We start from the raw sequence: 16218 nt of genomic DNA, 5'->3' as shown, positions 1-16218 counted from the left end.
ATGACGTCGGGTTCACGTACAGTCCCGGGAATGGACACCCGTGCGCCGGAGGAGATCGACAGCGAGAAGGTGCCGCCTGTGGCGCCCCTCTCCCACCTGCGCGAGCCGCCGACCACGCAGCGCGGAGCGAGGACGCGGGCCGCCCTGCTGAAGGCTGCGCGCAAGGTGTTCGAACGGGACGGCTACCTCGACACCCGGCTGACCGACATCACCCAGGAGGCCCGGTGCGCGGCGGGGTCCTTCTACACCTACTTCGCCAACAAGGAAGAGGTGCTCGCCGCTGTCCTCCTGGAGGCCCAGGAGGACATGATGCACCCCGGCATGGGCCGGGTGGAGGACGCCGACGATCCCTATGCGGTCCTCGAGGCGAGCAACCGCGCCTACCTCGAGGCCTACCGGCGGAACGCGAAGCTGATGGCCCTGCTCGAGCAGGTGGCGCAGGTGGAGCCGGAGTTCCGCGAGTTCCGCGGCCGGCGCGCGGACGCGTTCATCCGGCGCAATGCCCGCGGCATCGCCGATCTGCAGGCGCGGGGCGTCGCGGACCGCGAGGTCGATCCCATGATCGCCTCCCGCGCGCTGTCGGGCATGGTCAGTGTCATGGCCTACAACGCCTTCGTGCTCCGCGACGACGGGGACGGCGACTTCGAGGAGCTGGTGTCGACGGTCACCCGGCTCTGGGCCAACGCCCTGCGGTTCCCCGGACACCGCTGATCCGCCCGGCCCCGGACGCCCGTGACGGAGGTGATCCGAGGACTCCGCCACGCCATGCCGCGCGGCGGGCGCGACCGCGCCTGCTCACCGGGTTTCAATAGCCGTACAGGGCATCAGCAGATCAGCGGCGCCGGGAAGCCGGCCGGGGTGCGGATCTGCGGCACAGGACCGGTGACCGTACAAGGTGGTGTCGAGCCGTGCAGAAGTGGACGACGGAGCCCAGCGCAAGCCACGACGATCCGTTCGCCCCGCACCTGGCCGCCCTGGCGGTGCTCGACGACCGGGGAGCCGTGGTCGGATGGAACCGGCGGGCCCACGAGCTGCTCGGCCACCCGGCGGCAGCCGTGATCGGCCGGCCGGCCCTGGAAACCCTGGTCGATCCGCGCGATCTGTCGGCCGTCAGGGAGGCGGCCGCGAGCTGTACGAGAGCCGACGGCTGGTTCGGGATGCTGAACGTGCGGCACCGCGACGGACGGCCCGTGGAGATGGGGCTCCAGGCCCAGCCGCTCGCCCGGGACGACCGGACCCGTGAGTGGCTCGTCGCCGGGGCACTCGCCGCCGACGTCCTGGAGTGGCAGCGGGACCGCGCGGTGCTCGACGGGCTGTACCGCCGCTGCCCCATCGGCCTGGTCGTCCACGGACCCGACCTGAGGCTTCTGCGGGTCAACCGGGCCATCGAACGGTTCAGCGGCGTTCCGGCAGCGCAGTTCCGCGGGCTGCCCACCGGCTGTTTCCTTCTCCCCGACGACGCGCACAGGGCCGTGGAGCGGGTGCGCCGGGTGCTGGAGACCGGAAAGCCCATGGTCTACTCCGAGCAGTTCGTCCGCCTGCAGTGGGATCCGGCGCGGGAGCGGGTCGCGATGGTCTCGTCCTTCCCGATGAAGGATCCCTCCGGCCACATCCTGGGCGTGGCCGAGATGATCGAGGACATCACCGAACGCCACCGGGCACAGCGCCGGCTCGCGCTTCTGGACCAGGCCGGCAGCCGTATCGGAACCACCCTCGACGTGGGGGAGACCGCCCGGGAACTCGCCGAGGTGATGGTGCCTCACCTCGCCGACCACGCGTCGGTGGACCTGCTGCAGCCGGTGACGCGCGGTGCGGAACCGGCCCACGCCCTGGCCGGTCCCGTGGTGCGCGTGGGGGCCAGCAGTGTCGGCGCGCAGCGGCCCGGCCCGCCCCACCCGCAGGGGGAGCCGGTGGAGTTCGGGCCCGGCACACCGCAGGACAGATGCCTGGCCGAGGGGCGAGCCGTCCTGGAACCGGTTCTGCCACCCGACTGGTTCTCCACCCAAGGCCGCCAAGGGGCCCACGCTCCGGACCTGGGTGTCCACTCCCTGATCGTGGTGCCGGTCGCCGCCCGCGGCCTGGTGCTGGGCGTGATGACCCTGTGGCGTTCGCGTCGCCCCGATCCCTTCGAGGCGGACGATCTCACCCTCGCCCAGGAACTCGCCGCGCGCGCCGCCGTGGCCATCGACAACGCCCGGCGCTTCACCCAACAGCAGCAGACCGCGTTCACCTTGCAGAGCAGCCTCCTGCCCCGGGCGGTTCCCGACCAGTCCGCCGTCGAGGTGGCCCTGCGCTATCTGCCGGCCAGCGCGGCCCCGGGCCTGGGCGGGGACTGGTTCGACGTCATCCCCCTGTCCGGGACACGGGTCGCCCTCGTCGTCGGCGACGTGGTGGGCCACGGCATCCACGCTGCCGCCACCATGGGCCGGCTGCGCACCGCCGTCCACACGCTGGCCAGCCTCGACATGGAACCGGACGAGGTCCTCTCCCGCCTGGACGATCTGGTCGACCTGCTCGCGGTCGAACAGGAGGCGGCCGGTGAACGGCCCGTGGGGGAGCAGGTCGTCGGCGCCACCTGTCTGTACGCGGTGTACGACCCGGTCTCCGGGCGCTGCTCCGTGGCCCGCGCCGGCCACCCGCCACCGGTGCTGACCGCTCCGGACGGACAGGTGGCACCGCTCGACCTGCCCGCCGGTCCTCCGCTCGGCCTGGGCGGGCTGCCGTTCGAGTCCCGGGAGATCGAACTGGCCGAGGGAAGCCTGGTGTGCCTCTACACCAACGGACTCATCGGCGAACGCCGGACCGATGCCGACCTCGGCCTGACCAAGCTGTGCGCGGCGCTCACCCGTCCGGCGGACCCGCTGGAGCGGACCTGCCAGTCGGTGGTCGACTCACTCGTGCCCGCGCACCCCGCCGACGACGTGGCGTTGCTGATCGCCCGCACCCGCAGGCTGCCACCGGACGACGTCGCCTCCTGGCAGCTGCCGCCCGAGCCCGCCAGCGCGGCGCGGGCCCGGGCACTGACCTCGGCCAAGCTGTCCGAATGGGGTCTGGAGCACCTGGCGTTCACCACGGAGCTGATCGCCAGCGAACTGGTCACCAACGTCTACCGTTACGCCGGCGGCCCCGCGACCCTGCGGCTGATCCGGGAACGGTCACTGGTGTGCGAGGTCAGCGACACCAGTCACACCTCGCCGCACCTGGTCCGCGCCCGCACGACCGACGAGGGCGGGCGCGGCCTGTTCCTGGTGGCCCAGATGGCCGAGCGCTGGGGCACCCGGTACTCCCGCGAGGGCAAGACCGTGTGGACCGAACAACCCCTGGCGGGCACGCTCGCCTGACGGACCGTTCGACCGGAGCGGCCCGGGCCCGCACGTCATTCGGCCGCGGCGAGCAGCTGTGCCTCGCTCTCCTCGTACAGCCGCCGGTGCTCGCGCCCGGCGGCGGCGCGGCGCCAGTGGTCGAGCCGGCTGCCCAGCCAGCCCGCCAGGTAGCCGAACGGGACGGAGACCAGCCCGGTGGACTGCAGCGGGAACAGGTCGAAGTGGGCGTTCGGGAAGACGGCGGACGGTGTTCCCGAGACGGCCCGTGAGAAGACCATCAGCAGCAGCGCGCAGGCCGCCCCGCCGTAGAGGGACGCGAGCAGGCCGGTGCGCGTAAACCCGCGCCAGAACAGGGAGTAGGTGAGCGCGGGTGCGACCGCCGACGCCCCGATGCAGATGGCCAGCGTGGTCAGCACGCCGACGTTCCAGTTCTGCACCAGGATGGAGAGGCTGATGGCGACGGTGCCCACGGCCGCGCTCGACCACACCGCCACCGTCATCTCCGTACGCGGTTCGGCCCGTCCCCGCCGCGCCGCGTGGGCGAACAGGTCGTGGGCGAGTGACGAGGCCGCCGCCAGGGTCATCCCCGCGACCGATGACAGCAGGGTGATGAAGACCATGCCGGCCACGGCCGAGTAGAGAAGGGTCGTGCCCGCGGAGCCGGGTGGCCCGCCGAGCGTCTGGGACAGCATGAGCAGCGACGTCCTGCCCTGTGGGTCGGCCGCGATGATGTACCGCGACCCCACCAGTGCCGCCGCGCCCGTGCCCATGACGATCACGAGCAGGCAGAAGGTGGTGACCGTGCCGACCGCCCACGACATGGAGCGCCGCACGGCCGGCGCGTCCTGCGCGGAGTACAGACGCATGGTGATGTGGGGCAGGCAGGCCACACCGAGGACCACGGTGATCTGCAGCCCGATGAAGTCCAACCGCTCGCCGGGGGAGGTGCCGAGCTCCAGGCCCTGCTGCAGGAAGGCGGGGCCCGCGCCGCTGCCGTGCTGGGCCGCCCTGAGCAGCTCGCCCGGGCTCCAGTCGAAGCGGTGCAGGACGAGGACGGCGACGAGCAGGCTCGTGCCGAGCAGGAGCACGATCTTGATCATCTGGATGAGCGCCGTGCCCCGCATGCCGCCGAGCGCGGCGTACAGGATCATCAGGCTGCCGACGATGACGATGCACACCGTTCTGGCGCCCGTCACGTGCGGGAGGCCGAGGATGAAGGTGAGCAGCGATCCGGCCCCGGAGAGCTGGACCACCAGGAAGGGCAGGGTCGCCGCAAGGGTCACGGCGCAGGAGGCGACCCGCACGGCCCGCCCGGGCATGGTGCGGGCCAGGACGTCGCCCATGGTGAACCGGCCGGCGTTGCGCAGGGGTTCGGCCAGCAGGAACATCAGCAGGACCAGGGACAGGGCGGTGCTGACCGCGAGGACGTAGCCGTCGTACCCGGCGAGCGCGACGATTCCCGAGGTGCTCAGCACCGTGGCGGCCGAGATGTAGTCCCCCGCGATGGCCAGGCCGTTCTTGAGCGGGGTGAGCTTGAGGTAGCCGGTGTAGAAGTTCGCCAGGTCGTCGCGGTCCGGTCCCGCCATCACGCACATCAGCAGGGTGAGGGTGACCAGGGCGGTGAACAGAAGGAGGACGGTGGCCTGCGTCCCGGAGCTGAAGTCGTTCACCTCGCCGCTCCCGCGCCCCGGACGCCGGGAGCCGCCGTCCGCTCCCTGACGGCGCGGGCCAGCGGATCCACCCTGCGCTGTGCGCTGCGCCCGTACCAGAAGACCGCCGCGAAGGCGACGACGAGCTGCAGGACCCCCAGGGCCATGCCGAGGCTCAGCTCCCCGGCGATCCTGGATCCCATCAGGCCCGGCGCACCGCAGGACAGGACCACGTACACCACGAAGGAGCCGAGCGCGGCGAGCGAGGAGACCCGGCGGAGCCGGCGGTAGGCCGAGCGGAGGGCGGCGAGTCCGGTACGGTCCTCGAGCGTCTCGTACGCGTACGGCTCCTCCCAGCGGGAGTAGCGCTCGCCGGCGGGCTGCGGCGGCCATCCGGACTCCGAGGGCGGATATCGGTTCTCGTCGGCGAATGTCATGGCAGGGCCTTTCCGCGGACTGGGAAGGAACGGGCTGGCCGCGCACGATACCGACTGGTCGGAATGGATCGTAAGGCGCTGTGGGTCACGTTTCGGGGTCGTTACGGTGACCGCCAGAGCCGTCAGGTGTCCCACAGCCCGGCGTGCTCCCGGTGCGCCTCGGTGAGACCGTCCCGGAAATACCGTTCGTAGTAGCCGAGTTCGGGATGATGCACCTGGAGCCAGATGCCGGGCACCTGGATGGCGTCGACGTGTGCGGGGAACCGGCCGTGCGTGGCGTGGAGGTACTCGCACACGTCGCGGGCGCACTCGACGACCCGCCGGTCGTACTCGCGTGCCTCGGCGAGGTAGCGCCGCCCGTAGTCGTCGCGGTAGATGCCCGTGAAGAGATCCTTGTCGTGATAGATGCCCTTCGGCCCGAACTTCCCCCGGACGACCGCGTCGACGGCCTCCGACATCGAGGGGTGGTACGGAGGGCAGGCCGCCCTGATCAGCGGCTCGCCGCCGACGCTGAGCCCGACCGGATGGGACCGCGCGGTCGCGAACCTGGGCAGCGGAAGCTGCCAGCGCGGCAGGTCCAGCGGACGCCAGCGCGGGGTGACGAAGTCGAAGCCGAGCATCCGCCCGTACCGGGCCGAGAACTTGGGGTCGCCCAGCATGATCTGCGGATTGATCGAGGCATGGATCCACGCGCCGAGCCCCATGGCGTCCGCCGTCAGCATCAGATTCTGCAGCAGCAGCTCGGCCTCGATCTGGGTCCGCAGCGGGCCCAGCACACCGAGCGGCAGCTTGAGGTCCTTGTTCAGGAAGCCGTTGCGCACCCACCTGCGCACCCCGGCGGGGCGGTAGAAGTTGCGGTCGTCGACGAGCGTCGGCCGGGCCCCGTCCGGCTGGGTGAGCAGGTACATCAGGCCGTTGATGTACTGGTGCGAGAGGTCGACGACCGGCAGGAGGACGGTGCTGCCCGGCAGGTTGGACAGCACGCGGTTGGAGTCCAGGTAGGCCGGGAAGTCGCGCAGGTCCGCGGCGACGTCCAGGCGGTGGTCCAGGACCCGCACCTTGGCCTGCCGGGCCCGCTCCACCAGCGCGTCGGGCTCGAAGGAGGCGTCCGGGGACGGCGGCAGCTTGCGCAGGTAGTAGGTGCCGCTGTCGTTGATCAGGAAGAAGTGGGTGCCCTGCGCGTTGTCGGGGCTGCCCGCCGCCCGGCCGGCCATGTTGAGGTTCGGCTTGGCCATGATGGGCTTGCCGTCGCGCGGATCCTCGAACGGCCGGTCCGGCATGGTGAGTCCGGTGCAGCCGGTGAGTGCGATCAGCACCGCCTCCTCCAGCTCGCCGAGCGGGAGCGGGCCGTCGGACGAGGAAAAGCTCATCGAGCCGGCGGGGACGGCCGCACCCCGGCCGACCCGGTGGGTGCGGCGCCGCCATATGGTTTCCAGCAGCGGCCGCGCCAGCAGCGCCTCGAGACCCCGATGCCGGGTGGACACCGTCATGGTCCTCTCCTTGTCTCGAGGGCGCCCATGTCAGGGGCGCCCTCCGACCGACTCAGGACTCCGTGGTGCGGGGGCCGTTGTGGGGCGTCGCCACCGGGCGCCACGGGACGAACGCGCTTGCGTCGCGCGGCATGAAGCTCGCCAGCTCGGGGCAGTGCCGCAGGATGACCTCGGTCATGCCACTGCGCTCGATCCAGTCCATGCCGAGCGGGGTGTAGAGCTCGGGACGGTAGTCCACGGTGAGGAAGCGGTCGCTCTGCAGCCGCCGGGACGCCATCAGGATGAAGACGCGGAAGGCCGTGTCACTGAACCCGAATCCGGTCGGGGGGTTCTCCGCGAACAACCCGACCATGGTGTCGATCTCGTCGACCGACCGGTAGAGCTCCTTCAGCCGCGCCAGCGTCTCGGGTTCCTCCGTCAGGTCCTCGAAGCGGCGGATGCGCTCCTTGTGCAGACCGGCCCGGAAGTCGTTGTACCGAGGGACACCGCGGCGGCGGGTACGCACCAGGTCGACGACGGACAGGTCGATGATCTCGCCGTCCCGCTCGAAGTGCTGCAGTGCGCGCGGGAAGTTGTGCAGGGTGATCGCGCCCGGATGGGCGATGCCGAACGAGTACAGCGAGTCCGGCAGCCCGGTCTTGCGCATGAGGGGCTCGGCCTCGGCTCCCTGGACGTCGTCGAAGCCGAGGAGGTCGAGCCGCCGCCCGAAACGGTGGTCGCAGATCTCGAAGTCGTCCGGGATCAGCGGATGCATGCGGTAGACGGTGACGAAGTCCTCGGTCAGGGAGTACGGCGCGCCGTGGTGGTCGGGCACGGTCCGGGGAATGCCGGTCAGCGAGTGCGCTTCGAACAGCCACAGCCCCAGACGTTCCAGCCACTTGGCGGGCGGGCCCTGCCAGTTGGTCTTCAGCGCGATGTCGATCGCCTCGGTGGCGAGGATCGCCGGTGTCCACTCCACCGTGTGGATCTTGGCGATGAGAGCCGACACGACGAGCCGCGCCGTGTGGTAGACACGCTCCTCCTCCATCCGCGGATACTCGCGCCGCAGCGCCGCGCACACCGCGTTGTGCTCCCGGGCGAAGAGGGTGTGCATCACGCTGAGCCCCAGCCACCAGTTCTCGCGCACACCGGTGAGCGGGACGCCGTTCGGGCCGAGCGGCAGATGGCCGTCCTCCAGGCGCAGTCCGGCGCCGCCGTCGGCGTCGCGCAGGGAGCGGGCGGCCTTCTCGTCGCCGCCGTAGAGCTCCGAGCCGTCCCACCAGTGCGAGGCCGAGTCGGCGAAGTGGACCGGCATGCCGTCCGTCGCCGTCGACACGTTCTCGGCGAAGCGCATCACGTGTTCCGCGGGACCGCCCGGGGTGTTGTGCCACTCCACGTCCGGCGGGAGCGGCACTTCCACGTCGGAGGTACCCGTCGGGTAGCGACTGTGGTTGACCCAGTCGTGCACCTGGAACTGGATCCACGCGGCGGCCAGCAGGTTCAGGGACCGTGCGGGCAGGAACGCGTCACGACGCAGCAGCAGCCTGCTGACCTCGTACGGGCTGGGTCGGTCGAACAGGTCCGGGCGCAGCACGGGCGGCATGTTGCGGCCGAAGGCCGCGCCCACGGCCCCCATCCCGGGGGCGGACAGATCGTTGAACGTGCCGTCGTAACTGCGGGCCACCCGCAGCGACTCGTCGATCGGCGGCGGCACAGGGACCGTCCGCGGCGGTGCCTCGTGGTGATCGGTGTCGATGAGGTTCTGCCTGCGCAACGTCTTGCGCAGGAAGACGAGGTTGAGCAGGCCGACCGGCAACGGCAGCCGGTACCACGGCACCCACCGGTTGAGGACGCGGAACGCGGCGCCGACCGGAGCGCCCAGCACCTTGTTGCGCCACGGCTCCTCCGTGGTGAAGCGGTACCCCAGCCGCTGCGCGCTGCTCGCCTCGTAGGCGGCCTTGCGGGCACGGTTGAGATTGCCCAGCGGGCGGAACTCCTCCGTGGTGTGCCAGGGGTTGAACGCCAGCTCCTCGATCCTGCGCGCGGCCGCGCGGGCCTCGGCGGTGCCGATGTCCTGGCGGGGGATGGTCAGGGTGGCCACGGGCACCGCGGGTGCGACCTCCTCCCGCCACTCCACCGAGCCGTCCTCGACGGGGGTCGCCTCCTCGCTGACAAAGCGCTGTACGAGAAGCTCGAAGACGACGTCGCCGCGGGCCAGGCGCTGCGCGAGCTCGCGGCTCAGACGGTCCGGGCCGGCGGGGGACGGTACGGGCGCGTCGGGTGCACCGCGCGCCGGGCGCAACTGGTAGCGCACCGGCCCCGCCTCACCCCACAGGATGGCGCCGCGGCTCCAGTACGTCTCCAGCGCCAGGCTGCGTACGTCGCCGCGCGCACCGGCCCGCACGTTGCGGCGCATCCGGGCGGCGGTGGGCCCGCCGACGGTCAGGGGCAGCTTGACGAACAGCGCGAACGCCTTCTGCGGGCGGGTGCGGGCACCCGCCATCGCCCTGGCGAACGCCACGAACTCACGGGCGTTGCGCGCGTGGGACACCGGAAAGTTCGTCATGAGAAGGTCGTGCGTGCCGTCGGAGGCCTCGACGCGCAGCGCCGCACCCCGCATGTCGGGCAGGGAGTCGGCCTGCGGCGTGCCACTGGCGTTGGACAGCCGGACGGTGACCGGGTACTCGGCGCCGGGCCGGACGAAGCCGGTCCGCAACTCGGGCGGCACCTGGTCGTGGATTCTCAGCCGGGCGTTCTCCACGCCGAGCACCGGTTTCGCATGGAAGGTCCTGGCGAAGGCCGCTGCCCCGCCGGACTTCCTGTTCCCGGCCTGGACACGCATCAGTTCCTCGGCCAGTTTCTCGAAGAGCAGCCGCTCGGCCTCCGCGCTGCCGCCCTCGTACCGCTCGTACGCATCTGTCCTGCTCATGGTTGCGCCATGCCCTTCCTACGCGGGTTCGCGCCGTTGCCCGCACGCCGTGCCAGGGACGCTGTAGTGATGCGGAAACCGCCGTCGCGTGCGTTGTCGAGGATGCGGGCGGCGGCGCCGGCCGGTGCCGCCCCGAGGGCATCGCCGCGCTCGTAACGAGTCGGGGAGCGCGCGGGATCTCCTCACCGCCGAGCCCCCTCGACCATGGTTGCGCACCCCGTTGCCGTTCGCATGTCGCGAGGCTGTCCGTACGTGCCATGCGGCTTCCAGGCGGAGACCGTAGCCCGGTTGCGGGCCATTCCCGGAGGCGTAGCCTGGAATTGATCGGTCCTGCCTGATCTTGGAGGTGGGCGATGTTCATCCGATTTCTTCGGCGTCGCCGTCCCTGCCGGCTCGTCCTGCTCGGCAACGGCCGTCTCATCCGAGGCTTCAGCGGCGGAATGTACGACGGTCACGGATACCAGTCCTGACACGATCCCGGGGTGAGTCTGGAGGTTCGCGGTGGCAGAGGACACCCATGCCCTGCAGGCCATGGCACAGTTCCTGTCACCGCACTGCCGGGTGACCCGGATGTCGAACGGGGTGCTGATCGCGGACTGGAAGCGGACCCGCTTTCTCGGCCTGACGACAACGGAGGTACGGGAGTTCGCCGCCGCCGGCGCAGGCTCCGAGGAACGCGCCGACCTCGTCGCCGCTCTCGTTCGCGCAGGGTGCGCGAGGCACTGCCCGAAGGCGTGCGCGGACGCCCGCGTCGGGCTGTGGCTGCACGCGGTGCACCTGCTGGTCCACACCGTGGGATTCGGGCGCGCCCTCCGGCTGCTGTCGGTGATGGTCCCGGAGTACACGCGAGCCGACCTTCCCTCCGAGGACGAGGTCCGGCGGCTGAAGCAGGCGGTGCGCAAGCACAGCGGCAGAAGCTGGCTCGTCAACGGGGACTGCAAGTCCGAGGCGGTGACGGCCTTCCTGCTGCTGCGGCGGCGCGGGCTGAAGGCTGTTCTGCACGTCGGGCTGCGCGAGCACCCGCTCGCCCTGCACGCCTGGACGGTCTCGGCCGGCCTGTGCATCCCCGACGCCGATCCACTAGGGCACGCCTTCACCCCGGTGCTGCTGATCGACGGCGGAGGACAGTGACGTGGAGGCTCTCCGCCTCGAGTGGGCAGGCGGCGCACCGAGGCTCCGCACCTCCGATGCCATGGCGCGTCAGGGACTCGTGACGACGGTGTCCTCGCCGACCGGCACGGTCGCCGTCGTCGGCTGGGCCGGCTCGGTTCGCGACCGCGTGGCGGGCGCACGTGACCTTCTCGACGGCCTCGGCCGCGAGGCAGCCGCCCCGCTCCTGCCGGTCGGCGACTACGCGGCCGTCGTGGTCTCCCGGGAGCGGATCCTGCTGGCACGGGACGAGCAGGCACGCATTCCCCTGTTCTTCAGGGAGTCCGGCGGCCGTGTGACCGCCGTGAGCACCTCGGCCCGCCGCCTCGGGAACGCCTCGGAGCTGGATCCTCACTACTTCTGCCGGTACCTCACCGGGAACATGGCGCAACCGCACACGGACCTCACCCCCTTCGCCGGGGTGCACCGCGTCCTCGGCGGCGAGGTGGTGGAGCTCTCGTCGACCGGGCGGCTGCGCGGTCGCACACCGGGGCGCATCCGCCGGGCCGACGACCCGCCCGTGCCGGCATCGTGCGACCCCCGTGCGAGTGGGGCCTCGCGGGAGTTGCGCCTCGCACTGGAGCACGCCGTGGGGCGCCGCATGGGCACCATGACGGCATGTCACGTCTCCGGCGGCACCGACTCGGCCGGTGTCGCACTGCTCGTGGCACGTCTGCGCACCGCGCAACAGGGCGGACCCGGCGGCCTGGTGCTGCTCACCGGGCGCTTCTCCCACGGGGAGCTCGCCACCGAGCAGCCCTACCTCGACGCCGCGACGGAGGAGATCCTCCGTTACGCGCCCGCGGCCCGCCCGGTGATCGTCGACGCCGACGACGTGGCCGACTTCGACGACTTCCCCCAGCACGCGGGTGACGCGGACGAGCCTCACGCGCACGCCTTCCGCGCCCCGTTCTGGAGCCGTCTGCACGCCGCCGCCGCGGAACGGGGCTGTGACACCCTCCTCACCGGTTGCGGGGCCGATCCGATCGCCGACGCCAACCCGTATCACCTGCACCGGCTCGCCCGCACGGGACACCTCCGGCAAATGACCGAGCAGGCACGCGCCTGGGCCGCGCGCAGCCAACGGGGTGTGCGGGACGTCGTGCACGACTACGTGGTCCAGCCGGCTCTTCCGCTCACGGCCGAGCGGGTCGCCGCACTGGCCCACGGCGGAACGGTGCTCGGCGGCCTCGGCGCCTTCCACCGCCCCCGATGGCTGCGATCCGGATTCGCGCGGGCCCACGGCTACCGGGAGGCCGCCGTCGCGGAGAGCCGCTTCGTGTACGGCCGCAGGCCGGAACGGTCGCTCTACGACGCGGTCACCTACACGGCCGCTCCCGACCTGCTGTCCTGGAACCGGGCGCACCAGGACGGGTTCTTCCTGACGCACCCGTTCCTCGACCCCGAGGTCGTCGCCACGATGCGCCGCCTCTCCGCCGACGCCCTGGCGCATCCGGGCCGCCCCAAGGCCGTTCTGCGCGAGGCGATGGCGGACCTCCTCCCGGCGCCGATCCGCGACCGGACGGCCAAGGTGCCCTTCGACGCCCTCTACGCCCGTGGCCTGCGCAGACACGGCGACGAACTCGTCGCCCTGTGCCGCGGTGCCGAGCATCCGCTGATCGCGGAGATGTTCGACGTGGAGATGCTGTGCCGGGCGCTGCGGGAGGCTCGGCTCGGCAGGGGGGACTCCTCCTCCTGGGACCGGCTGAACAGCTCGCTCGCCCTGATCGCCTGGCTGGAGGGACTGGACCGGCGCTCCGCCGCGCCCGGCGCGGCGGAGCCCGTCACCGCCGGCTCTTGATCTCCCACAGACTCAGCTCGACAGGGCCCGACAGGAGGTCGGCGAGTCCGTAACGGCTCACCACCTCGCGGGTTTCCGCCGCGCTGGGCATGTGGTTCTCCTCGCCCTCACGCGTGACGGTGGTCGCCACACTGGCGCCGTGCGTGCCGAACTTCCAGTACACGGTGACGTAGCGCGGGTCCCTTGTGCGTTCGTCGAGCGCGTTGTTCTCGTGCACCCGGGCGCGGTAGATGAGGGAGTCGACTCCCTGCTTCTGCTGCTGCTTCACCCATGCGGGGGCTTTGCCACTGCCCCAGGAGAGCGCGACGAAGTGAAGCGGCGGCTCCAGTGCGAGCCGGTCCTTGCGGGCGAGGCTGGCGGTGGCGTAGAACGCCACTTGGTCGTAGGGCGTGTCCATGGGCAGTTGCACCAGCATGCGCGTGGCGAACGTGTCGCCCGGCTCGATCCACTCGCCGTAGGGCATCCAGGGCTGAGCCTCCACCAACTCGCCCGGCTGGTGGATCTCCCGGCGGGAGAGCGGGTTCACCTCCGAGCCCTTGGTCCACTGCGTGGCATCGGTCCGCCACTTGTCGCGGAGCCGGTCCTTCGGCGCGAGCGGCACCCGTTTGCCCATGGCGTGGAATTCGGTGCCGAGCACGTAGAAACCGAACTCGCCGTGGTTCTGCAGCGTGACGTCCACCGGGACGGCGAACGCCTTGCGGTCCTTGCTCGGCACGGGCTTCCCCACGGACAGCGTGATGAGGGGCCTGGTTTCCCGCTGGTACGGCTGATAGAGGTTCTGGTAGCCGAAGTTGCCGATCGCGATGATCGACGACACGATCACCGCGGCGGCCACCCGCTTGGGACCTGGGACCGTGACCGAGGTCCGCCACACCGCGAACAGCGCCCATGCCGAACCCGCCGTGAGGGCACCGAACAGGACCGGGAAGGCCGTGGAGTCGCCGTCCTTCACCGTCTTGGCCAGGATCATCCCGTTGGTCAGAAGGGCCGCGAACGCGCCGACCATCGCCACCAGACCCGAGTACGGGAAGCTGCGCCGGAGCCAGTGGTCCAGCACCGCGGCGGCTGCCAGGAGCGTGGTGAGCGAGATCGCCAGCAGGAGGGCACCGGTGACGCGGCCGGGGAAGGTCAGAGCGTGGAGGAAGTCCACGAGACCGAACCGGGCCAGCCACACCGTCGTCGTGAGGAGGACCAGCACGATCGCGACCATGGCCACCCGCGACCGCCGCGAGGTCAGCGACTGCCGGTGCGCGTGCGCGTCCGCGCCGGAGTCGGGCCCGGGGGAAGCACTCACGTCATCACCTCCTGACGTCGGCCGGATGCCATGGTCACGCCTGTCGGCGGTGACGACCGGCGCGGGACCGGCGGACACCGCCGAGTGCCTCCCTCGCCGGCACCGGCGGCCCTGTACACGGCGGCGCGGAGTCAGGACCGTGCCTGCCGCGCCATGGGGTCGAGCACCATCGTCCGTGGTGATCCACTTCCTCCGCCATCCGCCGGACGTGGGATGTCCGGGGTTGCGTCGACCAGATGGTCCTCGCCGCGCCGCCGCGGGACCGACGCCGCCGGGACCGACGGTCCGAACACCAGGGCGAAAATCTTGGGGGGCGTCGACCGCGCGGCCGTGCCGGACGCCGGCCGCCCTGGCCCCGACCGTGGCGCTGCCGTCGTCACAGGTCCTGGGACAGGACGACGGCGCTGTAGGGGCCGACGCCGATGCCGCCTGCCCAGGCCAGTCCGTCCTGCCCGTTGCCGTCCGCCTCGACGTCGAAGCTGGGTGAGTCCGCGAACTCGGGATCGTAGCCGCCCCAGTCGCTGTTGAAACGGACGCGCCACACTCCCGCGCGGGGCAGGCCGAGCCGGTAGTCGGCATAGCCGCGATGGCCGAAGTTGAGCACGACGACGGTGCTGTCCCGCGGACCGCCTTGGGCGTAGCGGTGGAAGCCGAGGACCTTGTCGGTGTCGTTGCAGTGATACACCTCCACCCGGTCGCCGCGCAGTCCGGCGGTGGTGTGGTCGCGGTTGCGCCGAAGGGCGATGAGATCGCCGTAGAGCCGCATGATGCCGCGATGGCGATCGCGCCCGGCCCGGTCGAGCGGGGTGCGGTCGTCGAACGGCCGGGTCGCGAGGAACTCCTGTCCCTGGAAGAGCATCGGTATGCCGGGCGCGGTCATGACGGCGGCGGCGCCGAGCGTGGAGCGCTTCTTGGAGTACCAGCCCTCGGCGTCGCCCGGACGGATCGCCTCGGGGACGCGGGCGTTGCCGCCGCCCACGTCGTCGTGGGACTCGGTGTAGACGACCCGGGAGAGCGCGCGGTCACCGATGCGGTGCTCGATCGCGTCGCGTACGTGTCCCATGCTGCGCTGCTCGTCCTCGGCGGCGGTGAGCGCGGCGCGCAGAACGTGGCAGAACCCGCTGTCCCACTGCGAGCCGAACCCGGCGCCCGCCGGGGTGCCAGCGGTGATCCTGGGGTCGTCGCGCAGGTCTTCGGCGATACTGATCTTCCATGGCTGCCGGGCATGGATCTCGTCGTTGACCCAGCGCAGCAGAGCCCAGCCGTCGGGGAGTTCTTCGGCCTGCTCGTCGCTGCCGCCGGCGTTGCGGATGAATGCGGTGGCGTCCCAGCGCAGGCCGTCCATGCGGTACTCCTCCAGCCAGGACAGTGCGCTGTCGCGCAGGTACTTGCGGACCTCGGGTCTTCCGTAGTCGGGGCGCGGACCCCATGGTGTGCCGCCGCGCCAGTCGTTGTAGAAGTAGATGCCGTCGCCCTCGTTCTCGTACCAGCCGTCGAAGCGACGCAGTCCGGCGTCCAGATCGGCCCAGCCGAGGTGGTTGTAGACCACGTCGGCCAGGACCGCCAGGCCGTGTTCGTGGGCGTCGGCGACCAACGCCTTCAGGTCGGTCGGGGACCCGTAGGCGCCCGCCACGGCGAACGCCGACACCGGGTTGTAGCCCCAGGACACCTCTCCGGCGTACTCGGTCACCGGCATGAGTTCGATCGCCGTCACGCCGAGGTCGGCCAGCTCGTCCAGTCTCTCGGCCACGCCCGACAGCCGACCGGGCCTGCCGTCCGGGGCAGGGTTGAAGGTGCCGACGTGCACCTCGTAGATGACGAGCTCGTCCCAGTCCGGGCAGTGCCAGTCGTCCGTGCCCCACTCGAAGTCCGCGGCATCGATCACAGCGTTCCCGGTCGAGTCGGTCAGCCTGCGGGCGTACGGGTCGATCTTCCACAGCGCGCCGCCCTGGGTGGTGACGAGGTACTTGTACTCGTCGCCCGGCCCCGCGGCGGCGACCCGGGTGGACCAGTATCCGCCGCCGTCGGGAGTCATCGGGTGCGTCGTTGCCCATCCGTCGAACGATCCGGCCACGTCCACGCCCTCGGCGTGCGGCGCCCAGACCCGGAAGCCGGTGCCGTGCGGGCAGGGCATCGCACCCATGCCTGGTGGTACGTCAGGGGCCAT

Annotated in this window: 10 protein-coding genes; 4 read left to right on the top strand and 6 right to left on the bottom strand. The window is 71.4% G+C overall.

Annotated features, from left to right (window positions below):
• The first annotated feature begins 30 nt into the window (after positions 1–30).
• The gene (locus ACZ404_RS35055; protein ID WP_468447115.1) at positions 31–711 is read left to right on the top strand and encodes a TetR/AcrR family transcriptional regulator; all 681 of its coding nucleotides are present in this window, start codon (positions 31–33) and stop codon (positions 709–711) included.
• Positions 712–908: 197 nt separating this feature from the next.
• On the top strand, positions 909–3341 hold the full coding sequence (locus tag ACZ404_RS35050; RefSeq protein WP_468447113.1) for a SpoIIE family protein phosphatase: 2433 nt from the start codon (positions 909–911) through the stop codon (positions 3339–3341).
• Between the two features lie 35 nt (positions 3342–3376).
• On the opposite strand, the gene ACZ404_RS35045 is transcribed toward ACZ404_RS35050, so the two are convergent.
• The 4 genes from ACZ404_RS35045 to ACZ404_RS35030 all read right to left on the bottom strand — a co-directional run bounded on the left by ACZ404_RS35045 (position 3377) and on the right by ACZ404_RS35030 (position 9807).
• Positions 3377–4993: a sodium/solute symporter gene (locus ACZ404_RS35045; protein ID WP_468447111.1), complete on the bottom strand. Its 1617-nt coding sequence runs from the start codon at positions 4991–4993 to the stop codon at positions 3377–3379.
• The gene (locus tag ACZ404_RS35040; RefSeq protein WP_468447109.1) at positions 4990–5409 is read right to left on the bottom strand and encodes a DUF485 domain-containing protein; all 420 of its coding nucleotides are present in this window, start codon (positions 5407–5409) and stop codon (positions 4990–4992) included. Before ACZ404_RS35040 ends, ACZ404_RS35045 begins: the two co-directional genes overlap by 4 nt.
• A 122-nt stretch (positions 5410–5531) precedes the next feature.
• Positions 5532–6899 (bottom strand): hypothetical protein, encoded by a 1368-nt coding sequence (locus ACZ404_RS35035; RefSeq protein WP_468447107.1) that lies wholly within the window; start codon positions 6897–6899, stop codon positions 5532–5534.
• Positions 6900–6951: 52 nt separating this feature from the next.
• Positions 6952–9807: a peroxidase family protein gene (locus tag ACZ404_RS35030; protein WP_468447105.1), complete on the bottom strand. Its 2856-nt coding sequence runs from the start codon at positions 9805–9807 to the stop codon at positions 6952–6954.
• 501 nt (positions 9808–10308) lie between these two features.
• Between ACZ404_RS35030 and ACZ404_RS35025 the strand changes: the two genes are divergently transcribed.
• Entirely contained in the window at positions 10309–10938 is a 630-nt protein-coding gene (locus ACZ404_RS35025; RefSeq protein WP_468447103.1) for a lasso peptide biosynthesis B2 protein, read from the top strand.
• A 61-nt stretch (positions 10939–10999) separates the two neighbouring features.
• Entirely contained in the window at positions 11000–12757 is a 1758-nt protein-coding gene (locus ACZ404_RS35020) for an asparagine synthase-related protein (protein ID WP_468447101.1), read from the top strand.
• Here the strand turns inward: ACZ404_RS35020 and ACZ404_RS35015 are convergent.
• Both ACZ404_RS35015 and ACZ404_RS35010 read right to left on the bottom strand, forming a co-directional pair.
• Positions 12741–14051, bottom strand: coding sequence for a hypothetical protein (locus tag ACZ404_RS35015; RefSeq protein ID WP_468447099.1), 1311 nt, complete (start codon positions 14049–14051; stop codon positions 12741–12743). The genes ACZ404_RS35020 and ACZ404_RS35015 overlap by 17 nt on opposite strands.
• A 376-nt stretch (positions 14052–14427) precedes the next feature.
• Positions 14428–16218, bottom strand: coding sequence for an alpha-amylase family glycosyl hydrolase (locus ACZ404_RS35010; protein ID WP_468447097.1), 1791 nt, complete (start codon positions 16216–16218; stop codon positions 14428–14430).

This window comes from Streptomyces sp. NPDC030798 (assembly GCF_055572275.1).
Note: the sequence above shows the minus strand (reverse complement) of the source record. Positions and strands in the feature narration are given on the sequence as shown.